Here is a 25,582-nt window from a genome sequence, read left to right on the forward strand (position 1 = left end):
TCAGATGTCCTTCCCGCTCTTGCGCGAGATCCGGACCTTCTTGCCCGTTTCTTCGTCGACGCGGTAGCCGACGCGGGTCGGGTTGCCGTCGGAATCCACGACCATCACGTTCGAGACGTGGATCGAGGCTTCCTGGGTCACGATGCCGCCGGAGGAGGCACCGCGCTCGTTGGCCGACGCGGCGGTGTGCTTCTTGATGCGGTTGACGCCCTCGACGAGGACACGCTGGGTCTTCGGGAAGGCCTGGATGACCTTGCCCTTGGCGCCCTTGTCCTTGCCCGAGATGACGATCACGGTGTCACCCTTGTGAACCTTCATGTCAGATCACCTCCGGTGCCAGCGACACGATCTTCATGAACTTCTTCTCGCGCAGCTCGCGGCCGACAGGGCCGAAGATGCGGGTACCGCGGGGGTCGCTCTCACCCTTGAGGATGACGGCGGCGTTCTCGTCGAACCGGATGTAGCTTCCGTCGGCGCGACGGCGCTCCTTGGTGGTGCGCACGATGACGGCCTTGACGACCTCACCCTTCTTGACGTTGCCGCCGGGGATGGCGTCCTTGACAGTGGCGACGATGACATCACCAATGCCGGCGTAGCGCCGCGAGGAACCACCGAGCACGCGGATGCACAAGATTTCCTTGGCTCCGGTGTTGTCGGCGACTCGCAGGCGCGATTCCTGCTGAATCACTCGTAGTCTCCTTGACCTGGCTTCTTATGTGCGGCGGATTTCCGACCCGACGCACACGGTCTGCTGCCACCGAACACACGCCTGCCTGGGGTTTTGGCCCGGGATGAACACCCGGACCACCGCCACCAGTGGGTTCGTGAGCCGATTCGCGACACGTCAGTGCCGCAGGCAACCCCACAAGTGTAGGGGAACCCGCAGGTCCCGGCCAAATCTCCGCCCGTTGCCCCGGGGAGGTGTTTAGGTCGTCGTCCCCCCGGGAAACTTTTTTCCGACCGGACCCATCTGGTGCCATCGCCCGCGCGAAGCACCCATGGGACGACACAGACAACCAACACAGAACGTCCGGCACCCACGCGCCGCGTGGAGACCGGACGCGCAGTACCCGGGGGCAGCACGTGTCAGGGGGCGATCGACTCTCCGTGGAGAGCCTGTCGATTTCACCACGTCACCGGGGTCCATTGTTCAGTCCGACGCGCAAGCCGGCTCCCAGCTCCAGTGAGGGGCCATGCCGTGGTGCGCGCCAACAGGGGAGGCACGCGTGACGACCGACGACGCGATCCGGCACACCACCGACACCGATACCCGCGACTTCGACACCCGCGACACCGACACCCGCCCGGCCATTCCCATGACCGCAGCGCAACGCGGCATCTTCTACGCCCAGCAGCTCGAGCCCGACGTGCCGATGACCATCGACGCGTTCATCGAGTTCCGCGGCGACACCTCGCGACGCGGTAGCGGCGACGGCAACGACCCGCTGGTCGACGTCGACCCCGACATCATGCAGCGCGCCATCACGATGACCGGTCGCGAGACCGAGGCCGCGCTCCTGCGTCTTATCCCGACCGACGACGGCGAACCGGTCATGGTGCTCGACGAGACCCACAGCGTGGTGCTGGGCCGTCACGACTTCTCCGAGGCCGACGACCCCCGCACCGCCGCGCTCGCGTGGATCGACCGCAGGCGCTCGCAGCGCTCCGACCTGTTCGCCGACGACATCCTGGAGACCCACCTCCTGAAAGTCGGTCCCGGACACTCGATCTGGTATTGCCGCGGCCATCACATCGGTTTCGACGGTTACGCGGCGATGTACATGATGCTGCGCGTGTCGTCGCACTACACCGCGATCGTGGACGGCTCGCCCGCGCCGATAGCGGATACGGCCACCATGTCCGACATCCTCGAGTTCGACCGGAGCTACCGGTCCTCGGAGAAGTTCGCCGCCGACCGCGAGCACTGGGCCCGCCGGCTCGCCGACCTTCCGGACACGACCACCCTCACCAGCCTCTCCGACGCGGCCGCGCCGCTGTCGGAGATCCGCTCGGTGGATCTCCACGACGATGTGGTCGCCCGCATCCGCGACCTCGGGCGCGCCCACCGCGTACGCCCCGCATCGGTGATCACCGCGGCCGTCGCCGCCTACGTGGCGCGCTACACCGATCGGGACGAGGCCATGCTGAGCCTGCCGGTCGCCGCACGCGACCGCGACATCCTGCGCACCTCCGCCGGCCTGACGTCCAACGTCGTACCCCTGCGCATCCCGCTCGACGACTCGGCCACCGTCGCCGATCTGTTCACGAGTGTGAATGCGGAGATCAAACAGGCTGTGCGCCACCAGAAGTTCCGGCACGAGGACATCGCCTCGGAGATCCTGGGCGCCGCCGGGATGAAGCGCGGCTTCTTCGGACCACTCGTCAACGTGATGCTGTTCTTCGACCACATCGACTTCGGTCCGCTGCGCGGCGAGGTGAATGTGCTCTCCACCGGCCCGATCGAGGACATCTCGGTCAACGTCTACGACAGTTTCGACGGCGGCATGAGTCTCGACCTCGAGGCGAACCCCAACATCTATTCCGCCGACGAGATCTCGACGCACCACAGTCGCCTCGTCGACTTCCTCGAGCGCATCGTCCGCGCGCCCGCCGACGCCCGGCTCACGACACTGGACCTGCTCACCGACGACGAGCGGGCCGGGCTTGCAGTCCGAACCGCCGGCGAACGCGTCGACCTCGGTGACACGACACTCGTCGACCTTCTCGACGAGGCCGCACACAACCACCCCGACGAGGTGGCGATCGTCGACGCCAGCAGCGGCGAATCACTCACCCACGGGGAGTTCGCCGATCGATCGCGCGCACTCGCGGCCGCACTCGCCGGTCGCGGGATCGGCACGGAGAGCGTTGTCGCCGTGCAAATGTCGCGCAGTGTCGACCAGGTCCTCGCGCTGCACGCGGCCGTGCGCGCCGGGGCCGCCTTCCTGCCCGTCGACCCGGCCGAGCCGGCCGACCGCCTCGCCCACATCCTGGGCGTGGCCACCCCCGACCTCGTCATCACCGACGATGTCCTCGCGGAGCTCCGTGAGGAGACCGCCGGCGCCTCACCCACCGCGACACCGCGACCCGGGCATGCCGCCTACGTACTGTTCACCTCCGGCTCGACGGGCAAGCCCAAGGGCGTCGTGATCACCCATCGGGCGATCGTCAACCGGCTCGCCTGGATGCAGGCGCGCTACTCGTTGTCGGCCGACGACCGCGTGCTGCAGAAGACCCCCTCCACGTTCGACGTGTCCGTGTGGGAGTTCTTCTGGCCCTTCACCTCCGGCGCCGGCCTCGTCGTACCGACACCCGACGGCCACCGTGACCCCTGGTACCTGCGCGACGTGATCGCCGACAACGGCGTCACCACGGTCCATTTCGTCCCGTCGATGCTCGCCGCGTTCGCGGCCGCACTGCAGTCCCCCGTGCCCGGTTCCGGCGACTCGACGCACCTGGCCACCCTCCGCCAGATCTTCACCAGCGGTGAGGCACTGACACCCGCGACCGTCGCCGCCACCGCGCGGCTCACCGACGCCCCGGTCCACAACCTGTACGGCCCCACCGAGGCCGCCATCGACGTGACGCACCACGACGCCTGCCGCGCCGACGCCGCGATCGTCCCCATCGGGAAGCCGGTGTGGAACACCACCATCCGGGTGCTCGACCATCGACTTCGTCCGCAGCCCGAGGGCGCGATCGGCGAACTCTACCTCGGCGGTGTCCAGCTCGCACGCGGCTACCGCGCGCGGCCCGACCTCACCGCGGCACGCTTCGTCGCCGGTGAGGACGGCGAGCGCCTCTACCGGACCGGCGACCTGGTCCGGATGATGTCCGACGGCTCGCTGGAGTACCTGGGCCGCACCGACTCCCAGGTCAAGATCCGCGGCCAGCGCGTCGAGCTGGGCGAGATCGAGTCCGCGCTGAGCCGGCTCGACGGCGTGACCGCCGCCGGCGTCGTGGTCCGCGACGACATGGTCGCCGACGAGTCGACGCTGGCCGGTTACGTCACCGGCTCCGCGCTCGAAGACCGGGACCTGCGTGGCGAACTCCGTTCGGCGCTGCCCGACCACATGGTCCCCTCGGCCATCATGGTGCTCGACGAGCTGCCGACGACCGCGAACGGCAAGCTCGACCGGCGCGCACTGCCGCGCCCGGAGCTGCGCACGCGCCGCGAGTTCGTGGCACCCCTCACCCCGCTTGCACATCTCGTCGCCGACACCATCGCCGAGGTGCTCGACCTGCATGACTCCGACACCGACGTCGAGTCGTCGAGGATGTCGTTGCGCGACAACTTCTTCGAGATCGGCGGCACCTCCCTGTCGGCAACCCGGGTCGCGACGCGGTTGTCGCGCGCCACCGGAGAGCGGATCGGGATCCGGACGATCTTCGACGCCGGCGACCTCGGCGGCATCGTCGACGCCCTCGCCGACCTCGGCGTGGACGTGGAGGCGCCCACCGGAACGGGCACGCACGAGGCCGCCGCCGGTGACCGCGCTCCCCGGTCCGGGCCCGTCCCGCTGTCGCCCGCACAGCATCGTCTGTGGCTCGCGACACGACTCGACCCGGCAGCGTCGGCCACCTATAACATGCCGTTCACGGTCCGCCTCGTCGGCGACCTCGACCCCGAGGCGTTGCGCCTCGCCCTCGTCGACGTCGTTCGCCGCCACGAGCCACTGCGCAGTGTCGTGGCCGAGATCGACGGCGCCGCACGCATCGCCGCGACTCCCCCGGAGTCGGTCACGCTCGAACTCCCCGTTCTCGACGCGGCCGACGCAGCACGGGTGACCGATCGCGAATTCGCCTCCGAGCCCTTCGATCTGGGCTCCGACCTGCCGATTCGCGCACGGTTGGTCCGCACCGCGCGCGACGATCACCGGCTGACCGTGGTCGTCCACCACATCGCGGCCGACGGGTGGTCGTTCACCCCGCTGGCCGGCGACCTCGCCATCGCATACCGCGCGCGGCGCGACCACACCGAACCCGGGTGGGACGAGTTGCCCGTCACCTACTCGCAGATCAGTGCCGAGCGGCACGCCTGGCTCGCCGAGAGCGACCACGCGGCAGCCGAACTCGACTTCTGGCGGGGCATCCTCGGCGACGTCCGGGGCGAGACCGAGCTACCCCTCGACCGGCCGCGCACGCGCAACGCGGGGAATTCCGGATCGTCGGTGAGCGCGACGATCTCCGCCGACGCCCACCGCGCGGTCCGCGAACTCGCCGCCGGTTCCGATGCCACCGTGTTCATGGTGCTGCATGCCGCCGTCGCCTCGCTGCTCCGCGGCCAGTCACAGGCCGATGACGTCGTCATCGGGACACCGGTGTCCGGACGCGGGGACGCCGACATCGACGGTCTCGTCGGCATGTTCGTCAACACGCTCGCGCTGCGGACCGACGTCGACAAGGACATGGCGTTCGCCGATCTGGTGGCGCGGGTCCGCGACACGGACCTGAGCGCCTTCGACAACGCCACCATCCCGTTCGACCGTCTCGTGACCGAACTCAACCCGGAGCGCTCGGGCAACGTCCATCCGTTCTTCCAGGTCTCGCTCGCGCTCGAGGACCGGTCCGCGATCCGGCTCGACTTCGCCGGTCTCACCGCGACCGCGGCGCGCGTCGACACCGGCCGCGCGACGTTCGACCTGCAGTTCACCTTCACCGAGCTGCGCGAGGACGACGGCGAACCGTCCGGTCTCGCCCTCGAGATCGGTTATGCGACAGCGCTGTTCGATCGCCACACGGTGGCGGGTCTGGCCTCGCGCCTGACCAGGATCCTGCACGCCGCGACGACGGACCCCGGTGCCGCGGTGGGCGATCTGCCCGTCTTGGACCTACACGAACGCCTCGACCTCGTCCCCGCCGTCGGCGAGGGCCGACGACCGGTCGAGCACCTCACCGGCCTGCTGTCCGCAGCCGCGGAGTCGGCGCCGGACCGGGTCGCGGTGACCGACGGCACCCGTTCACTGACCTATCGTCAGCTCGACGCCGCGTCGAACCGGTTGGCGCGTGTGCTCATCGGCGAGGGCGCCGGCCCGGAACGTCATGTCGCCGTAGCGCTGCCCCGCGGGGTCGACTGGATGATCGCGATGTGGGCGATCGCGCGCACCGGCGCGGCCTGGGTGCCGGTCGACCCGGCCTACCCCGCGCAGCGCATCGACCACATGCTTGCTGACTCGGGAACGCGGCTGCTCGTCACCGACCGGGCCTCCGATCCGCATTCCGGCTCCGATCCGTCCGGCACCGACTTGCGCACGGTCGTCCTCGACGACCCCGCCGTCATCGACCGGGTAGCCGCCGCTTCCGCGGCGCCGCTGTCGGATTCGGAGCGGCACGGGGTACTCGACGTCGACCAGCCCGCCTATCTGATCTACACGTCGGGCACCACCGGGACGCCGAAGGGCGTCATCGTCAGCCACCGCGGCCTCGCCGATTTCGGGGCCCAGCAGGTCACGCAGTACGGCATCACCCCCGACAGCCAGACCATGCACATGGCCTCGCCCAGCTTCGACGCGTCGGTTCTCGAGATCCTCATGGCCATCGCGGCAGGATCGACGATGCACATCGTGCCGCCGGGCATCGTGGGCGGCGCCGAACTCGCCGACCTCATGCGCGATGCACACATCACCCACGCGTTCCTCACCCCCTCGGTGCTGACCACGATGTCCCCGCAGGACGTGCCGGATCTGCAGGCGCTCGTCATCGGTGGAGAGCACCCGAACCCCGAGGTCGTGCGTACGTGGTCTGCCGGACCCCGGCTGTTCAACGCATACGGCCCGACCGAGACCACGGTCGTCGCGGCGGTCTCGTCGCAGATCAGCCCCGACTACACGACACTGACGATCGGACGCCCGATCCGCGGCATCTCCGCGGTCGTGCTCGACGAGCGTCTGCGCCCGGTCGCGCCCGGAGCCGTCGGCGAGTTGTACATCGCCGGTGAACATCTGGCCCGCGGTTACCACGGCGTCCGCCCACTGACCTCCAAGCGGTTCATCGCCAACCCGTTCGGCGAGCCCGGCGAACGGATGTATCGGACCGGCGACCTCGTGCGCTGGACCGTTGACCACGAACTCGAGTTCCGCGGCCGCGCCGATCACCAGACCAAGATCCGCGGCCACCGCATCGAGCTCGGCGAGATCGACGCCGCCCTGGTCGCGGACGAGGCGGTGCGCGCTGCGGTGACCACCACACACGGCGAGGGCGACCGGGCATACCTCGTCTCCTACGTCACGATGACCGACGCGGCCTCCGGGGGCGCGGCCGACGTGCGTGAGCGGCTCGCCGAACGGCTGCCCCGGCACATGATCCCCTCGGCGGTCATCGAGCTCGACGAGATCCCGACGACCCCCATCGGCAAGGTCGACCTGCGCGCGCTGCCCGCACCGGACGCGTCGTCTGCCGCAGGCACCGTGCACTATGTGGCGCCCTCGACCCCGGCCGAGCAGGCCGTCGCCGACCTCATCGCCGAACGTCTGGACCTCGAGCCCGGCACCGTGGGGCGTCATCACGACTTCTTCGACCTCGGCGGGAACTCGCTGCTGGCCACCCAGATCGTCGGCGCACTGGAGAATCTGACGGGCCGGCGCATCCCGGTCCGGGAGATCTTCGACCATTCGACGGTGGCCGGGATCGCCCGCCTGAGCGGCACGCTCGAGGGCGGCGCCGACACATTCCCCGAATCCCGGACCCTGCCGCAACTGCGCCACGACCCCGAGGCCCCGGTGCACCCGGGACCCGCCCAGCAGCAGCTGTGGTTCCTCAACCAGCTCGCGATCGGCAACGATCCGATCGGCTCCTCACCGCAGGTGATGACCGAGCCGTCTGCGGCGGAGACCATCGAGCTGGAACTGCCCGATGCCGTGATGGCCGGTCAGAGCGATTCGGCCACAGCCGATTACGCCATCGCCTTTGCCTTGGACATGCGCGGTGACCTCGACATCGACGCGCTGTCCGGCGCGATCCGGCATGCCGTCGATCGCCACGAGATGCTGCGTACCGTCTACCCCGATCACGACGGACGACCCGTACTCGACGTCCGCCCCGCCGGCGAGGTGCACCTCGACTTCGACGTCGTCGACACCCCCGCCGCCGACTGGCCGGACCACGCCCGGGCGCTGGCCCGGCGGCCCTTCGACCTGACGGTCGACGTGCCGCTGCGTACCGCGCTCCATCGCATCGACGGCGACGCCTCGCACCACAAGTTCACGATCGTCATCCATCACATCGCGGCCGACGGTTGGTCGATGGCGCCCCTGCATCGCGACATCACCCGCGCCTATGCGGAACTGCGCGCCGGTGCGGACGAGGTCACCGCGACCCCGTTGCCGATCGACTACCGCGACTATCTGCGCTGGCAGGCCGACCACCTCGACGCCCAGACCGATCTCACCGACTGGTGGCGGGCCGAGCTCGACGGGATCGACGTCGGCCCGGCACTCCTCCCCGACGTCCCGGCAGGCGCGGTCCGGTCCGCCGGCGTCGTCGAGGTCGACTTCGAACCCGAACTGCGCCGTCAGCTGACCGATCTCGCCGACGGCCGGGCGACCGAGTTCCAGAGCGTCCACGCCGTGCTCGCGGCCGTGCTGCACCGTCTGCACGCCGATCCGCAGGTGCACATCGCGGGCACACCGTCGGACATCGTCATCGGTACCCCGGTCGCCGGTCGCACCGATCCCCGCCTCGCCGGCATCGTGGGCATGTTCGTCAACTCCGTCGTCCTGCGGACGCCGGTGAACGGGCGCGAGGGCTTCGCGACCCTGCTCGACTCGGTGCGGCACCGCGACCTCGAGGCACTCTCGCAGGCCGACATGCCCTTCGAGCAGATCGTCGCCATCCTCAATCCGCCGCGGACCGGCCATCACCCCGTGTTCCAGATCGCGCTGGCATTCGACGCCGGGACCTCCGACGGACCCGGCGCACACAACCGGGTGGAACTGCCCGGGGTCGAGATCACGGTCGAGGAGATCGACACCGCCGCAGCGCGTTTCGATCTCGAGCTGCGTCTGCGCGACGGTCGGGCGCGCTTCACCTACGCGACCGACGTCTACAGTCAGGAGCGCATCGCCGCACTGGCACGGATGTTCGTCGACCTGGCGCGCGCGGTCGTCACCGATCCGACGGCGCCACTGGACGACCTGGCCCCGCATGCGCCGGCCCGCACCCCGGCCGACGCCGACCGCGACAACCCCGTCGAACCGCGCCACCTCGCCGACATCATCGCCGACACGGTGGCGGCCCATCCCGACCGGATCGCCGTCGAGGACGGGACCCGCACCCTCACCTATGCCGAGATGGACCGCGTCTCCGGGCGCTGGGCCTCGACGCTGCTCGAACTCGGCATCGGCACCGAGGACGTGGTCGCGATCGCCGTCGACCGCAGCCTCGAATCGGTCCTCGCCACCTGGGCCGTCGCCAAGACCGGTGCAGCCGCCCTGCCGATCGACATGCGTTACCCGACAGATCGTGTCGCACACATGATCTCCGACTCCGGCGCGTTCATCGGCATCAGCAGCACCGACCACCGCGCCGACGTGCCGCACGACATCTGGTGGCTCACCCCCGAGGACCTGCGCACCGGCGCGGTTCCCGAAGGGCCGCACAGCGACCGGCACATCGACTCGGTGGCTTACATCGTCTACACGTCGGGTTCGACCGGAGCCCCCAAGGGTGTCAGCGTCACCCACCGCGGCCTCGCCGCGTTCAGCGCGACCCAACGCGACCGCTACGCGGTGGGCCCGGGAGACCGCACGCTGCTCTTCGCCTCCCCCGCATTCGACGCCTCGATGCTCGAATTCCTCCTGGCCGTCGACTCCGGCGCGACGATGGTGGTCGCACCGACGACCATCTACGGTGGCGACGAACTGGTCGAGTTCCTCGACGAGCAGGCGGTGACGCACGCGTTCATCACCCCGTCCGCGCTGGCCGCGGCCGCACCGCATCCACTGCCCCACCTGCGGAGCCTGGGTGTCGGCGGCGAGGCGAGCACACCGGAACTGGTGTCGCGCTGGGGAACCGGACGCCGCTACATCAACGCCTACGGACCCACCGAGACCACCATCGTGGCCACGATGTCGGCACCCCTGCGTCCCGGTGGACCCATCACGATCGGTACACCGGTCCTCGGCTGCACCGCACTCGTCCTCGACCACCGGCTGCGTCCGGTCGCCGACCACGTCCCCGGCGAGCTGTACCTCGCCGGGCCCGGGGTGGCGCGCGGATACCTCGGACGACGCGGACTGTCCGCGGGCAGGTTCGTCGCATGCCCCGGCGCAGACGGCGGCGTCATGTACCGGACGGGCGACATCGTCCACCGCGACGCCGACGGCACGCTCACCTATCACGGGCGCAGCGACAACCAGGTGAAGGTGCGTGGTTTCCGCATCGAACTCGACGAGGTCAGCGCGGCCCTCGCGGCTGCCGACGGCGTCGACTTCGCGACCACCGTCGTACGGGGTGAGGGCGCATCGGCCACCCTCGTCGGTTACGTCACCCGGGCCGGCGAGACCTTGGACACCACCGACGTCCTCGACACGGTCCGTCGCCTGCTGCCCCGCCACATGGTGCCGTCTGCGCTCGTCGTACTCGACGAGATCCCGTTGACCGACAACGGCAAACTCGACCGGCGAGCACTGCCCGAGCCGTCGTCGAGCAGCGTGTCCACGACCGGCCGCGCACCGCGGACCGACACCGAGGCCGCCCTCGTCGAGGTGGTCGCCGACGTCCTCGGTCTGCGTCCCGGCGACCTGGGCGCGACCGACGACTTCTTCCTGCTCGGCGGGACCTCGCTGCAGGCGACCACGCTCGTCAGCCGCATCAACCGGGTCCACGCCGGCGAGCGGTTGCGCGTCCGCGACGTGTTCGACCATCCGACGCCCGAGGCCCTCGCCGAGCTCGTCATCCTTCCCGCGGACTGGGAACCCGCCGGTGACGCACCCGCCCCGCGGGCACCGAGGCCCGACCGCTTCCCACTCGCACCGATCCAGCGTCGTCTGTGGTCGATGGCCGCGGCCGATCCCACCTCGACCGAGTACCTGATGCCCTTCGTGCTGCGTCTGCGCGGCGAGCTCGACGTCGACGCCCTGCGCGGTGCGCTGGTCGACGTGGTCACGCGACACACGAGCCTGCGGACCGTCTTCGAACCCGGCGAGAACGGGCCCGCCGGAAGGGTTCTCGACGATGCGTCCGCAATCGTCGGAGAGCTCACCCCGGTGACTCCCGAGACACCGAGCACCGACAGCCTCCTGGCGGAGGTCGCTCGATGCGCGACGATGCCGATCGACCCGACGCGTGAGGCGCCGCTGCGCGCGACTCTCCTCGTCGACCCCGACGACCACGGCCCGGGCGGACACCTGCTCGTGCTCGTCGTCCACCACATCGCGGCCGACGGCGCGTCGATGCCGATCCTGGTCAGCGATCTCGCGCAGGCGTACCGCGAGCGGCACGCCGGTCGCGTCGAGAGCTGGACCGAGGCGGAGATCGACTACCGCGACCATGCCCTGGAGAGCGCCGCCGACCCGGCATCGGAGGACGACCTACGGTTCTGGACCGACCACCTCGCCGGAGCACCCGCGGAGACGACCGTCGAACCGCGGACCGGTGCACGGACCTCGAGCGGAGCCCGCTCGGTGACGATGCAGCTGCCGGCACACACCCGGGCCGGCCTCACCGCCTTCGCCCGCGAGCAGTCGACGACGCCGTTCTCGGTGATGCACTCCGCACTGGCCATCCTGCTGCACCGGATGGGCGTCGGCGACGATCTCGTCATCGGCAGCCCGGTCGCCAACCGCACCGGCACCGCGGATGCGGTCCGCGACTACGGAGACGTCGTCGGCATGTTCGTGAACATGGTGCCGCTGCGCACTCAGCTGCACAGCGCGGAGACCGTCGCGGCGGCCGTGCGCCGCATCCGCGACGCCGACATCGACGCGCTCGATCATCGCAGCACGCCGTTCGACGACGTGGTGAGCGCACTCAACCCCGAGCGCGCACACGGGCGCCACCCGATCTTCCAGGTCGCGTTGTCGGTGCACGACTACGCCGGAGGCGCACCCGCGCCGATCGAGGGTGCGCACGAGCTCACCGGGACCATCATCCCGATGGCCGACGGACTGACCGCCGACGTGGCCGAATTCGACTCCCCCGCCGCCAAGTTCGATCTCCAGTTCACCGTCACCGGCATCAATGCCGGCGCCGCGGACACCGACGGCGGGAACGCCGCCGCGCTGCAGATCACCTACGACGCGTCGCGCTACACCCACGACGACGCACAGCTGCTGGGCACTCGCCTCATGAGGGTCATCCGGGGCATCCTGGGCGACCCCGGCCGCGCTGTCGGCGACCTCCGCATCACCGATCCCCTCGAGGTCGCCGAGCGCACCCCGGCGCTCGGTCCGCGTGCCAAGGCGCCGGCCACGTTCGTCGAGCTGATCGCCGACGCCGTCCACCGGAATCCGGACGGGCTGGCCGTCATCGGGGAGCCCACGGAACCCAATGGCGAGCCCGAGACGCTCACCTACGCCGAACTCGACGCCCGTTCCAACCGACTGGCACGCGTGCTGCTCGGCCGCGGCATCGGCGGACACGACGACTCCGACGACACGGCCGCGCCGCGCGAGCCGGTGGTCGCCATGGCCGTCGAGCGTTCCATCCATTCACTGGTGGCGATCTGGGCGATCCTGAAGGCGGGCGCCGCCTACGTACCGGTCGACCCCGCCTACCCCGCCGACCGCATCGCCCACATGCTCGCCGACAGCGGTGCGCAGCTGGTCGTGACGACCTCCGCCTCCCGGGACCGGGTCGCCGAGAGCGCGGCCGGAGACGCCATCCCGACACTGGTTCTCGACGAGGCACCGACCCGCACGCGGATGAAGCACTCCTCGCCGGCACCGATCACCGATGCCGAACGGGCCTCGACGATCCGGCCGGACCAACTGGCGTACATCATCTACACGTCCGGATCCACCGGCCGACCCAAGGGCGTCCTGGTGCCGCACTCGGGTCTGCGTGCCGTCCACGACGAACTGGCCGAGCGGATGGGGCCCGGTCCCACATCGCGCGTCTTGCATTTCGCCTCACCGAGTTTCGATGCATCGGTCCTCGAGATGCTGCTGGCCCTGGCCGGCGCCTCGGCTCTGACCGTCGTCGGATCGCAGGTGTTCGGCGGGGAGGCGCTCAGCGAGTTCATCGACTCGCGGCAGGCCACCCACGCCTTCATCACCCCCGCCGCGGTCGCCAGCATGGACCCGGCCGCAGTGCCGTCGCTGCGCGTCCTCGCCGTCGGCGGCGAGGCCTTCGGCGCCGACCTGGTCCGACGCTGGTCCCCCGGCCGGACGATGCTGAACGTCTACGGCCCCACCGAGACGACGATCATCACGACGGGCAGCCGCTCGCTGACCCCGAACACGCCGTTGACCATCGGCACCCCCAACAACGGGGTCGGCGCGCTGGTCCTCGACGAACGGTTGCATCCGGTGCCGCCCGGCGTCACCGGCGACCTGTACCTGATGGGTGCGCAGGTCACCCGCGGGTATCACGGACGTCCCGGACTCACGTCCCTGCGGTTCGTGCCCGCCCCGATGGTGACCGGACCCCGGTTCGCCGGCCAGCGGATGTACCGCACCGGTGACGTCGTCCGCTGGACCGACGACGGCCAGATCGTCTACGTCGGCCGCAGCGACACCCAGGTCCAGGTCCGCGGCTTCCGCATCGAACTCGGCGAGATCGACGACGCGCTCGCCGCCGAACCCGACGTCGACTTCGCCGTCACCTTGGTGGACGGTTCCGGCGCCCAGGCCACGCTGCGCAGTTACGTGACCGCCACCGCCGGTGCCGAACCCGAACCGGCGGATCTCCGGCGCCGGGTGGCACGTCGTCTGCCGCGTCACATGGTCCCGGTGTCGATCTCCGTGCTCGACGTCATCCCGCTCACGCCGACCGGCAAGCTGGACCGTGCGGCGCTGCCGACCCCCGCGGTCGACACGTCGCGCCGACGGCCGGCCCCCGGCATCGAGGAGACGGTCGCACGCGTCTTCGCCGAGGTCCTCGACATCGACGCGGACCGCGTCGGAGCCGACGACGGCTTCTTCGACCTCGGCGGCAACTCCCTGATGGCCACCTCGGTGACCAGCCGGCTGACCGAGCTGACCGGACGCGACGTCGCGGCACAGGTGCTCTTCGGAGCGCCGAGCCCGGCCGAACTCGCCGCCCTGCTCGACGGGCCGACAGCGCAAACGCAGACCGCAGGCGCCGCGTCGACGTCCGGCCTGGACACCCTGTTGCCGTTGCGACGCGGTCCCCGGCACTCCGACAAGGCCGCCGAGCCGCCGCTGTTCGTGGTCCACCCGGCCATCGGGCTGTCGTGGAGCTTCACCTCCGTGCTGCCCCACGTACCCGCCGGTCGCGCCGTCTACGGCCTACAGCATCCGGCGCTGTCCGGCGAACCGTGCCCGCGCACCATCGCGGAGCTGGCCGCGGCGTACGTCTCCCGAATCCGGTCGGTGTCCCCGCACGGTCCGTACCACCTGCTCGGCTGGTCGCTCGGCGGATTGATCGCCCATGAGATGGCCGTGCAGCTCCAGGACGCCGGCGAGACCGTCGATCGGCTCGTCGTGCTCGACAGCTACGTCGTCGCCGAGCGGCCGGACCTCGACACCGAGGCCTCGATCGCCGAGCTGATGCGCGAGTTCGGGCTCGATGTGCCCGAGGCCGAGACATCGGAGATCGCGGCGGACGAGGGCGAGCCCACCGTCGCCGACGCCTACCGGATCATCTCCCAGGCCGGGGGTGCACTCGGGGGTCTCACGGAGGAGATGCTCACGACGGTCCACGAGGTGTTCCGCCACGCCTCACCCCTGGCCCGCGACTGGCGGCCACGGGTCTTCGACGGTGACCTCACCTTCGTGACCGCGACCGAGGACGCGCACGACGGACCACCCGCCGTCGCCGACTGGGCCAACAAGGTCACCGGCCGGGTCGTCGAGGTCGAAACAGCCAGTACTCACGCACGCATGCTGTTGCCGGAGAACGTATCCGAATGGGTACACGTAATCGGCCGACCGGATTCCCCGGGGGCCACAGTGCAGGAAAGGGAGTCATGACCAATCCGTTCGACGACACCGAGGGGACCTTCCGCGTCCTCGTCAATCACGAGAACCAGCACTCGCTCTGGCCGGACTTCGCGCCCGTGCCCGACGGCTGGCGCATCGTCTTCGGCCCGTCCGGCCACGACGAATGCCTGGAGTACGTCGAGGAGAACTGGCGAGACATGCGTCCCGCCAGCCTCATCCGGTCGATGGAACGTTCGCAGAACAGTGAGAGGGAGGCCATTCATGGGGCGGCACAGTATGGATGAGGGCAAGCCCGGCACAGAGGACGGCACGGCGGTCGATGGTTCCGAACGCACCGCTGTGCAACGCAATGCCCTGGAATTGCGCGGATTGCGCAAGACCTTCCGCACCGGGCTCTTCGGCCGGGGTCGAGCGGTTCACGCGCTGGACGGCCTCGACCTGACGGTGCCCGCGGGAACCGTGCACGCCCTGCTCGGACCCAACGGTGCGGGCAAGACGACGACGGTGCGCGCGGTCGCCACCCTGATGGTCCCCGACGAGGGCACAGTCACGGTCGACGGTGTCGACGCCATCGCCGATCCCGGAGCGGCCCGTAAGATCATCGGCGTCTCCGGACAGTACGCAGCCGTCGACGGCAACCTGACCGGCTTCGAGAACCTCCGGATGGTCGGGCAGCTGTACGGACTCTCCCGCGGCGAGTCCTCCACGCGTGCAAGGGAATTGATCGCCAACCTCAACCTGGAGGATGCCGCGGACCGCCCGATGCGCACCTACTCCGGCGGCATGCGCCGCCGACTCGACCTCGCGGGCGCGCTCATCAACCGCCCCTCGCTGGTCATCCTCGACGAACCCACCACCGGGCTCGATCCCCGAGGACGCCGCCAGATGTGGGAGGTCATCACCGACCAGGTCGCGAACGGCGCGACGGTCCTGCTGACGACCCAGTACCTCGAGGAGGCCGACGCGCTCGCCGACGAGATCACCGTCATCGACCACGGCACCATCCGGGCTCAGGGAAGCGCCGCCGATCTCAAGGCGGCCACCGGCGGGTCGATCCTCACCGTCGAGGTCGACGCACGCTCGGGAACAGCGGACCACCCGCAGGACGAGCTCGTCGCCACGACGCTGGCCGAGATCGGTCTCGGCATGCCCGAACGACTCGAGGCCGACACCGCCCCCCATCCGGGATCGAGCGGCACCCGTTGGTCGGTTCCCGTCGACAACGGAACGCGCAGCGCCGTCGAGGCCGTCCGCGCCCTCGACGCCGTCGGCATCGACGTCGTCGATGCCACGGTCGCCACCCCGACGCTCGACGACGTGTTCCTGACACTCACGGAACGGGACACGCACGCGAGCGGCGGCGACCGCGGTGTCGAGAAGAAGGCAAAGGTCGACGCCGACGCCGAGACCACCGTCATCCCGAAGGTGTCCGACACCGATCCCGACCTCTCCCACGCCCCGACGACCAGATCGGATCGACTCCATGCTCACTGACACCGCAGTTCTGGTCGAGCGGAACCTGCTGACCGTCAAGCGCATTCCGACCCTGCTCATCAGCGCCACCGTGCAACCGCTGATGTTCGTGTTCCTCTTCGCCTACGTCTTCGGCGCCACACTGGGCGGCGGCACATACCGCGAGTTCCTGATGGCCGGCATCTTCACGCAGACTGTGGTGTTCAATGCGGCCTTCACGACCGTGGGCCTTGCCAACGACACCTCCGACGGCATCGTCGACCGCCTCCGCTCCCTGCCGATGTCGCGCCTCGGAGTCATCAGCGGACGGGTCACCTCCGACATGCTGCTCGGCATCGTCGGACTCGCCGTGATGGTGGCCTGCGGCCTCGCCATCGGATGGCGGGTTCAGGGCAGCGCGGGCGACGCCGCACTCGCCTTCGGCATCATCGGACTGTTCGCCCTCGCGATGGCCTGGGTGGGCGCGGTGACGGGACTGGCCGCACCCAATGTCGAAGCGGCGCAGAGCATCGGCTTCCTCTGGATGTTCCCGGTCACGTTCTTGTCGAGCGCGTTCATCTCCGCCCAGAGCCTCCCGGGCCCCCTTCGCGCGATCGCCGAGTGGAACCCGGTGACCGCGGTGGCGACGGCATGCCGGCAGCTCTTCGCCAACGAGGCTCCGCCGACGTTCCCCGAGGCGACCGGCTGGGTCGCCGACCACGCGGTCGCCTACTCGGTGGGCTCCGCGCTCGTCATCCTGGCGGTGTGCATCCCTGCGTCACTGATTCTTTACCGACGATCAGCAAATCGGTGATCCAGGATCGCCGGAGAAAACACGATGCGTTCGTTACCGTGGGATTGTGACACCGGACGATGGCAGCGCGACCGCCGACGCGCACCACGGACGCGGGGGGGAAGCACGGTTGTTGCGGGATCTACTCTCATCCGCATCGCTGGGGGACCGAGCCGCGTTCACGCACCTGTACGACCTGACGAGTTCACGGATCTACGGACTCGCCTTCCGGGTCGTGCGCGACCGGCAGTACGCCGAGGAGATCGTGCAGGAGGCCTACCTGCAGTACTGGCAGAAGGCCGGCGACTACCACCCCTCGCGTGGCTCGGTCATCACCTGGATGATGACCATCGCGCATCGGCGCGCCGTGGACCGGGTCCGGACCGAGCAACTGCAACAGAACCGCATGTCGGACTATGGGGCGCGCACCGTGGAAACGCCGCGCAACATTCCGTTGGAGGTGGTTGTTCACGCGGACGAGGCGCGTACGCTACGAACATGTCTCGGCGCGCTCACGGACCTGCAACGGAGTTGCATCGAGATGTCGTATTTCGGCGGCTTGACCTATCCGGAGGTCGCGAGGAAGACCGACACCCCGTTGCCAACCATCAAGTCTCGGATCCGAGACGGACTGCGCCGGCTGAAGACGTGCCTGGGAACGCAGGAGGATGCCTGATCTCGCCATGACGACACCCGATGCGGCGTCCGGGGACCGGGAATCCGACTGGCTCGACGAACACGTCGAACTCCATGCCGTCGGAGCGCTGACCCCCGAAGAATCCACCCGTGTGGAGCAGGAGCTCGCCGCCCTGCCACCCGAGAAACGCGCGGTGTACGAAACGTGCATCGCCGACATCCAGGCCGCGATGGCCGGATTCGCCACCACCTATGCGCTCGATGCGCCCACCGACCTACGGCATCGGGTCCTCAGTCACGTCTTCGAGGGGGCCTCGGTCGGCATCGATCCCCGGGACGACTCGACATTCATCACAGATGCCGACGTACCCGGGTCGGCGCCGTCCCAAACCGGCACGGGTGACCTCGGTACACACGAGCACGGAGAACACCGCCCGAACAACTCGGGTACCGTCGCCCGCCGGTCGCTGGGCCGGCGCCTGGGGCAGCACAGCCGGGGGCAGCACAGATCGGGCGATCCGGCGCCGCGCCCGGCCCGGGCGACCGCGATCCTGGCTGCCGCCGCGGTCACGGTGGCCGTCGCGCTCGGCGCGGGCGTGCTCATCGGCCGCACGACCGCTCCCGAGTCGTCGACGACCACCACCGCGCTGAGCGACTCTCAGCGCCAGGTCCTCGGCGTGCTCACCGCCGCGGACGCGACGGTGTCCGTCGAGCCGCTCGCCGGGGACCGCGGCACGATCTCGGTCGTCACCTCGAAGTCGGCCGATCAGGCGATCGCGCTGCTCCGGGATCTCCGCAAGCCCATTCCGTCCGAGAGCACCTACCAGCTCTGGCTCGTCGGAGCTGCCGAGCAACCCGTGTCCGCAGGCCTCATCCCGGGCGACGACACCGCTCCGGTGGTGGTCGACAACGTGGATGGTTCCAGCGTGTTGGCCGTGACGATCGAACCCGCCGGCGGCTCCCCTCAGCCGACGACGCCGATCCTGGCCCAGGTCGCCCTCTGACGCGCCGGCCCTCGCGATTTCCACGCGAGAGCCGACGCGAGATTCGATCCGTCGGGGGACAGCTGTATCGATCCGCCGGCCTGTGACGATCCCTACACTGAGGGACCAGCAGCTAGGGGGACCAGCAGTTGGGGACCGATCAGCGGTATCAGCCGGCGGTGCACCAGTTGCAGTGCGGAGAACGGTGGGTGTGGTGTGACGAGGAACAGCCGGTCGAACACGAGAGATGTCCGACGCCGGTCGCGCCCGACGGTCGTGCTCCGACTGTTGGCGCTCGCAGCGGTGATCGCCGGTCTCGTGGTGGTGCCGGTGGCCCCGGCAACCGCAGCGCCCGCCCCACGGCAGGCGGAAGGCGGCTCCCGCATCGTCGACACCTTCGACGACGATCCGCAGCAGGTCACCCTGCTCGTCTACTCGGGTTCAATGCGCCGCACCGTCGCGGTCACGGTTCTCACCCCGCGCGACCGTTCACGTCCGGCACCCACCCTGTACCTCCTCAACGGCGCGGGTGGCGGTGAGGACTCCGCGACCTGGGATGCACGCACCACCTACAAGCGCTACTTCGCCGAGAAGCACGCCTATGTCGTCACCCCGATCGGCGGGGCCTACTCGTACTACACCGACTGGCAGCGCGACGACCCGGTGCTCGGCCGCAACAAGTGGCAGACGTTCCTCACCCGAGAACTCCCACCGCTCATCGACAGCACCTTCGACACCACCGGGGTCAACGCGATCGCCGGGATCTCGATGGCGGGTACGTCGGTGCTGAACCTGGCCATCGCGGCTCCGGGCCTCTACCGTTCGGTCGCCGCCTTCAGCGGCTGCGCCCGCACCAGCGACCCGGCCGGCCAGCAGTACATCCGCCTGGTGGTCGAGGATCGGGGTCAGGCGAACATGGAGAACATGTGGGGACCGCTGAACGGTCCCGGGTGGCGCGCCAACGACCCCTACCTGAACGCCGCGAAGCTGCGCGGCAGCAAGGTCTACATGACGACCGGCACGGGCGCTCCGGGAGTCCACGAACAACTGACCGACCCCAGCATCGAAGGCGACCCGTTCACCCTCGCCAACCAGGCGATCGTGGGCGGCGGCATCGAGGTCGCCATCGACATCTGCACCAGGCAGATGGTGCAGCGCATGCGCTCGATGAACCTGCCGGTGCACGTCGCGCTCCGGCCCACCGGCACCCACTCGTGGGGTTATTGGCAGGACGACCTCTACCGCACGTGGCCCCTCATCGCACGCGATCTGCGCTGAGGCCCGGTCGGGGCGGACCGATCCGGACCCGAGGATGTTGCTCGGGTCCGACGATCACCAGGAGTCGAGACCGGTGTAGCCGTCCTGCAGCGCCCGCGCGAACAGATGCGTCTTCGTCGGAGCCCCACGGCCGACCGCGGTGTACTTCGCCCGGATCCGGGCGAGGTGGGTGCTGACCGTCGACGCCGAGATGAACAGGCGGGCGGCCGCATCCTCTTTCGAGTCGGCGGCCAGCCAGGCGAGGAGAACCTCGACCTCACGGTCGGACAGGCTCGGCCGCACGATGGCCGGACGCTCACCGGTTACCCGGTAATCCGCCAGCCGGGCAACAGTTTTCGAAGCGTCAATGTCTGCGGATTCAGCGCCTCGCGCTCCCGATGGCACGGTGGTCCGGAAAAAATCTGAAGTGACCGTCACTGGTCCATCCCCTTTTTGATCGGCGCATTGCTCACGTCCCCGACGCCGCACGCTTCACGCGTCATCATCGTTGTTCCCAAGGTAGGTCGGCCGACTACCGGTCGGTAGACCCAGAATTGGGGACTCCTCCGAGCCTCGAAGAACCCCTCTGTCGATTCCCCCACCGATCCCCCTGCTCGTCGTTCCCGTGCGGAAGCCCACACGGAAACGTCGTCGGCGCCACGGATTCTGCTCACCGTCGCCGCCGCAGAACATCACCGAGCGTCGCCGTCGACGCCGCCCTGCGCTGCGGGACCGGCAACCAGCCGTCCTCCACCGCGCGTTTGAACAGGTCCACCTTGGTCCTGGTGGGCCTGCCCGCGTCCGCATATTTCTGGCGGATCCGCTTGAGATACTCGTTCACCGTCTCCGCGGACACGCCCAGAGCCGCCCCCACTCTCGCCGACGTCTCCCCGGATGCGTACAGCGCCAACACCTTCTGCAGCTGAGGAGAGAGGTCCACCGCCGCGAGCTCGGGATCGCCGTCGATCGCGGCGGCCCACTCGGTGGTCAGCACCACTCGCCCCTGCGCGGCGGCACGGATGGCGTCGATGATGATCGATTCGTCGGCGGACTTCAGCACCACGCCTAGCGCGCCGGCCCGGGCGGCCGAGCGCAGCAGCGCCGGATGCTCGCCGGAGGTGTAGACGACGGTCGCCACACCGGCCGCCGACAGCGCGTTGACGTTCTCCCGGGGCGTGGTGCCGTCGTCGAGGCGGAGGTCGAGCAGGACCACATCGAGTGGGACCCTGCTGCCGAGCACCCCGGCGACCGTGGCGGCCGAGCAGACCAGGGCGATGTCGGCGACCGGGTCGAGCACTCGCTCGATTCCCCAGATCGGCGAGCGGTGGTCGTCGACCATGCCCACGCGGATGAGGTGCGCATCGCCCAACGGGGAATCACCCGTCATGACGTCCACCCCCTCGATCTGGTCGTCGACAGCACACCCACCCGTGCCGGGCGGCGCTCGCCCACGCCGTTCGCTCCCCTGCTCGGCATCACCTGCGGTTCTCAGCAATTACACAGCCGTGCGGAGGTGCGTACCCGGCGAACCGTAGTCGAGTTCGTGGTCGTCAGCGGCCCCAAGAGCCCGACCTGCGGCGATCTGTCTCAAACTGACACCGCCTGTGTCCACATGTTTGGGGACACCGACACCCGTGGTCATGAACCGCACCTCCATGCAAGACTAGAACATGTTCTAGAAATGTCGTTCCGGCGACGGTCCGAGACCGGTTCGCGACCGGAGACCATCCTGCGAAGGAGCCCACGTTGAGCGCACCATCGACCCACGACGTCCTCGGGACCACGGTGACCATGCCCGTCGAGATTCGGCACGCACGGTGCTTCGTCGCCGGGTTCACCGCCGATGCGGCCGCGGTCGCCCGCGCCGTCGACGCCGAGTCCGGCGGGCGTCCCGGAACGCTGCGCCCTCTGCGCATCCGGCCCGGGCGCACCATGTGCATGCTCGTCTTCGTCGACTATGTCGACGGCGATCTCGGACCGTACAACGAGTTCGGGGTGTGCTTTCTGGTCGAGGATCCGTCGACTCCCCCGGCGTCACCCCTCCGGGCGTTGCGCTCGCTGCTCAAAGGCGATGCCCGTGCCCTCGTCCACCGGCTCCCCGTCGACGGCGACTTCACCTTGGCCGCCGGGCGCGGGATCTGGGGATTCCCGAAGACCCTGGCCGACTTCGACGTCGATCACGACTCGGCCACCAAGCACGGGCGCCTCGAGGCCGACGGCACCCTCATCGCCGACCTACGGGTCAAACCCGGCATCGCGGTCCCCGACTCCACCGCCGACACCGTCCTGCACGCGTACTCGCAGCTCGACGGGACCACCCGGATGACACCGTGGCGTCTCACCTCCACCACCGGGACCCGCACGAGGATCGGCGGCGCGAACCTCACGCTCGGCGACCACCCCATCGCCGACGAACTCCGCTCGCTGCGCCTCGGCCGGCGCGCGCTGATGTCGAGTTCGGTCGATCGGATCACGATGCGCTTCGAGGACCCGACGCTGGTCTGACGACACGCGGGTGCGGGTGGCCGCGACGCAACCGGCCGCGGACAATGGGTCCATGAGCAATCTCGAAACCGACCCCGCCGAGGTGGAGTGCCGCGGCGACGCCGGTGTGGCCACCGGATCGGGACACCTCCGCATGGAGGTCCTCACCGCGCGCGACGTGCCCCTGGGCGGACCCCGCGCGATGACCGTGCACCGGACGCTGCCGCAGCGGGCACGATCACTCATCGGGGCGTGGTGCTTCATCGACCACTACGGACCCGACGACGTCGCCCGCAGTGGCGGCATGGATGTACCGCCGCACCCCCACACCGGGCTGGCGACGGTCAGCTGGTTGTTCACCGGAGAGATCGAACACCGGGACACGATGGGCAATCACGCGATGGTCCGACCCGGCGAGATCAACCTGATGACGGCCGGGCACGGCATCGCCCACACCGAGGTGTCGACCCCCGAGACCACGACACTGCACGGCGTCCAGCTGTGGGTCGCACTTCCGGCCGCCGACGCCGGCACCTCACGTGACTTCGCGCATCACCGCCCGGACGCACTCGACATCGATGGCGTCACCGCTCGGGTCTTCCTCGGCGAATTGCTCGGTACACGTTCACCGGTGCACACCTTCACGCCGCTCACCGGGGCCCAGCTCGACTTCGAACCGGGCGCCTCGATCGACATCGACGTCGACCCGGCACACGAGCACGGCATCCTCGTCGACTCCGGGATCATCGCGGTCGGCGGCACCGAAGCCGCGCCGCTCGCGCGAACCGAACTGGGCTACATCGGACTCGGGGCCCGGCGGATCACCCTCACCAACGTCGCCGACCAACCGGCGCGGGTGATCTTCCTCGGCGGTGCGCCCCTGGACGAAGACATCGTGATGTGGTGGAACTTCATCGGGCGCAGCCACGATGACATCGTCGCCTCCCGGGCCGAATGGGAGGCCCACAGCGAACGGTTCGGACAGGTCGAGGGTTATGTCGGCGAAATCCAGCACCTGCCGGCGCCGCCACTGCCGCACTCGCGACTGCGGTCTCGGGTCAACACGCCAGGACGCGCCTGAGAGGCGTTGCCTCTCAGGCGCGTCGGCGTTCACCTGCGCCCGTCGACGGGCGCGCCGGTCACGTCGTGCCGAGCAACTTCGCGAAGTTGGCGATCCCGGCGGCCTCGACCGACTGCTGCCGCGCCGACACCGCGGTCGGGCCGTCGTGCGCGCGGCGGTCAGCGCCGGCACTCACCGGCGCGCTTCGCGGCGTGAGCAGGGACACGAGTTCGCCTGCGGCACGGCCGAACCGATCATGCAACGTGGTGGTGTCACCCCCGGCACCGGCCCAGTCGGCCGACGCGGCGTACACACCGGTCGGAAGAACGACGGCACGCAGGTAGGCGAACAACGGCCGCAACGCGTGGTCGAGCACCATCGAGTGTCGGGGGCTTCCGCCGGTGGCACCGATGAGCACGGGCTTGCCGGTCATGGCGTCGATGTCGACGAGATCGAAGAACATCTTGAACAGCCCGCTGTAGGAGGCGTTGAACACCGGCGTCGCCACGATGAGCGCGTCCGCGCCCTCCACCTCGTCGAGGGCGGTCCGTGCCCGGCCGGTGGCGAAGCCCACGGTCATCGCCTGACCCAGTTCGGCCGCCACGTCACGCAGATCGATGACCTGTATGTCGATCGGGCCGTCGAATCGTTCGGTGACCGCCGCGACCATGCGATCGATCAGCAGGCGGGTCGACGACGGCTCGGACAGGCCCGCGTTCACCGCGACGATCCGGGTCGTCATGACGACACCTCCACATTCTCCTTCGCCACACCGTCGTCTGCCGCGTCGCGGGCGGCGACGAGCGAGGAGTGCGTGGGCGCGTCGGGGACGTCGGCCGGACGCCCCTCGGCGAAGCCGGCCCGCAGATCCGGCAGGACCTCGCCGAGCAGATCGAGCTGCTCGAGCACGGTCTTGAGCGGCAGGCCCGCATGGTCGACGAGGAACAGCTGGCGCTGGTAGTCGCCGTAGGTCTCGCGGAACCCGAGGGTCTTGTCCACGAACTCGGCGGGACTACCGACCGTGAGCGGCGTCTGCGAGGTGAATTCCTCCAGCGACGGCCCGTGCCCGTAGACCGGCGCGTTGTCGAAGTAGGGGCGGAACTCGCGCACCGCATCCTGCGACTTCGGGCGGATGAAGAACTGTCCGCCGAGCCCCACGATGGCCTGATGCGCCTTGCCGTGGCCGTAGTGCTCGTAGCGCTCCCGGTAGAAGCCGATCAGCCGCTGGAAATGCTCGTTGGGCCAGAAGATGTTGTTGGCGAAGAACCCGTCACCGTAGTAGGCCGCCTGCTCGGCGATCTCGGGACTGCGGATCGAACCGTGCCAGACGAACGGTGCGACACCGTCGAGCGGGCGCGGGGTCGAGGTGAAGGACGTCAGCGGGGTGCGGAACTGTCCCTCCCAGTCCACGACGTGTTCGGTCCACAACCGGTGGAGCAGGTGATAGTTCTCGATGGCCAGCGGGATGCCCTGCCGGATGTCCTGCCCGAACCAGGGGTACACCGGACCGGTGTTGCCGCGTCCGAGCATCAGGTCGACTCGACCGTCCGCGAGATGCTGCAGCATGGCGAAGTCCTCGGCGATCTTCACCGGGTCGTTGGTGGTGATCAGGGTGGTTGCCGTACTGAGCTGCAGGCGTTCGGTCTGCGCCGCGATGTAGGCGAGGGTCGTGGTCGGCGACGACGAGAAGAACGGCTCGTTGTGGTGCTCGCCGATGGCGAACACGTCGAGCCCGATGTCCTCGGCCTTCTTGGCGATCTCGACGATCGCCTTGATCCGCTCGTGCTCCGTCGGCTCTTTCCCGGTGGTCGGGTCGACGGTGATGTCGCTGACGCTGAAGATTCCGAACTGCATG

Annotated in this window: 15 protein-coding genes; 9 read left to right on the plus strand and 6 right to left on the minus strand. The window is 69.4% G+C overall.

The window, feature by feature from the left end; all coding sequences use genetic code 11:
- Together rplX and rplN are read right to left on the minus strand one after the other, a co-directional pair.
- Positions 1-318, minus strand: a complete 318-nt coding sequence (gene rplX / locus ACSUZC_RS17545) for a 50S ribosomal protein L24 (protein ID WP_005197643.1) — start codon at positions 316-318, stop codon at positions 1-3.
- 1 nt (position 319) lies between these two features.
- Complete coding sequence (gene rplN / locus ACSUZC_RS17550) at positions 320-688, minus strand: 50S ribosomal protein L14 (RefSeq protein WP_004019493.1); 369 nt, start codon at positions 686-688, stop codon at positions 320-322.
- Positions 689-1,226: 538 nt separating this feature from the next.
- On the opposite strand from rplN, the gene ACSUZC_RS17555 reads away from it, so the two are divergent.
- The 7 genes from ACSUZC_RS17555 to ACSUZC_RS17585 all read left to right on the plus strand — a co-directional run bounded on the left by ACSUZC_RS17555 (position 1,227) and on the right by ACSUZC_RS17585 (position 20,204).
- Entirely contained in the window at positions 1,227-15,092 is a 13,866-nt protein-coding gene (locus tag ACSUZC_RS17555; protein WP_439029760.1) for an amino acid adenylation domain-containing protein, read from the plus strand.
- Complete coding sequence (locus ACSUZC_RS17560) at positions 15,089-15,346, plus strand: MbtH family protein (protein ID WP_439029761.1); 258 nt, start codon at positions 15,089-15,091, stop codon at positions 15,344-15,346. Before ACSUZC_RS17555 ends, ACSUZC_RS17560 begins: the two co-directional genes overlap by 4 nt.
- Entirely contained in the window at positions 15,324-16,556 is a 1,233-nt protein-coding gene (locus ACSUZC_RS17565; RefSeq protein WP_439029762.1) for an ABC transporter ATP-binding protein, read from the plus strand. Before ACSUZC_RS17560 ends, ACSUZC_RS17565 begins: the two co-directional genes overlap by 23 nt.
- The gene (locus tag ACSUZC_RS17570) at positions 16,546-17,328 is read left to right on the plus strand and encodes an ABC transporter permease (protein WP_439029763.1); all 783 of its coding nucleotides are present in this window, start codon (positions 16,546-16,548) and stop codon (positions 17,326-17,328) included. The genes ACSUZC_RS17565 and ACSUZC_RS17570 overlap by 11 nt, the downstream gene beginning before the upstream one ends.
- A 46-nt stretch (positions 17,329-17,374) precedes the next feature.
- Positions 17,375-17,983, plus strand: a complete 609-nt coding sequence (gene sigK, locus ACSUZC_RS17575; RefSeq protein WP_439029764.1) for an ECF RNA polymerase sigma factor SigK — start codon at positions 17,375-17,377, stop codon at positions 17,981-17,983.
- A 7-nt stretch (positions 17,984-17,990) separates the two neighbouring features.
- Entirely contained in the window at positions 17,991-18,947 is a 957-nt protein-coding gene (locus tag ACSUZC_RS17580; RefSeq protein ID WP_439029765.1) for an anti-sigma factor, read from the plus strand.
- A gap of 267 nt (positions 18,948-19,214) precedes the next feature.
- Positions 19,215-20,204 carry an alpha/beta hydrolase gene (locus tag ACSUZC_RS17585; protein WP_439033163.1) on the plus strand — a complete coding sequence of 330 codons (990 nt, stop codon included), beginning with the start codon at positions 19,215-19,217 and terminating at the stop codon, positions 20,202-20,204.
- Positions 20,205-20,258: 54 nt separating this feature from the next.
- On the opposite strand, the gene ACSUZC_RS17590 is transcribed toward ACSUZC_RS17585, so the two are convergent.
- Together ACSUZC_RS17590 and ACSUZC_RS17595 are read right to left on the minus strand one after the other, a co-directional pair.
- Positions 20,259-20,588: a response regulator transcription factor gene (locus tag ACSUZC_RS17590; RefSeq protein ID WP_439033164.1), complete on the minus strand. Its 330-nt coding sequence runs from the start codon at positions 20,586-20,588 to the stop codon at positions 20,259-20,261.
- A 265-nt stretch (positions 20,589-20,853) separates the two neighbouring features.
- Positions 20,854-21,570 carry a LuxR C-terminal-related transcriptional regulator gene (locus tag ACSUZC_RS17595; protein WP_439029766.1) on the minus strand — a complete coding sequence of 239 codons (717 nt, stop codon included), beginning with the start codon at positions 21,568-21,570 and terminating at the stop codon, positions 20,854-20,856.
- 359 nt (positions 21,571-21,929) lie between these two features.
- Between ACSUZC_RS17595 and ACSUZC_RS17600 the strand changes: the two genes are divergently transcribed.
- Positions 21,930-22,688: an acetoacetate decarboxylase family protein gene (locus ACSUZC_RS17600; RefSeq protein ID WP_439029767.1), complete on the plus strand. Its 759-nt coding sequence runs from the start codon at positions 21,930-21,932 to the stop codon at positions 22,686-22,688.
- Positions 22,689-22,740: 52 nt separating this feature from the next.
- Positions 22,741-23,748: a pirin family protein gene (locus tag ACSUZC_RS17605; protein WP_439029768.1), complete on the plus strand. Its 1,008-nt coding sequence runs from the start codon at positions 22,741-22,743 to the stop codon at positions 23,746-23,748.
- 58 nt (positions 23,749-23,806) lie between these two features.
- On the opposite strand, the gene ACSUZC_RS17610 is transcribed toward ACSUZC_RS17605, so the two are convergent.
- Complete coding sequence (locus tag ACSUZC_RS17610) at positions 23,807-24,469, minus strand: CE1759 family FMN reductase (RefSeq protein WP_439029769.1); 663 nt, start codon at positions 24,467-24,469, stop codon at positions 23,807-23,809.
- Positions 24,466-25,581: an LLM class flavin-dependent oxidoreductase gene (locus tag ACSUZC_RS17615; protein ID WP_439029770.1), complete on the minus strand. Its 1,116-nt coding sequence runs from the start codon at positions 25,579-25,581 to the stop codon at positions 24,466-24,468. The genes ACSUZC_RS17610 and ACSUZC_RS17615 overlap by 4 nt, the downstream gene beginning before the upstream one ends.
- Between the last annotated feature and the right edge of the window lies 1 nt (position 25,582).

This window comes from Gordonia terrae (genome assembly GCF_051789125.1).
GTDB lineage: Bacteria > Actinomycetota > Actinomycetes > Mycobacteriales > Mycobacteriaceae > Gordonia > Gordonia terrae_A.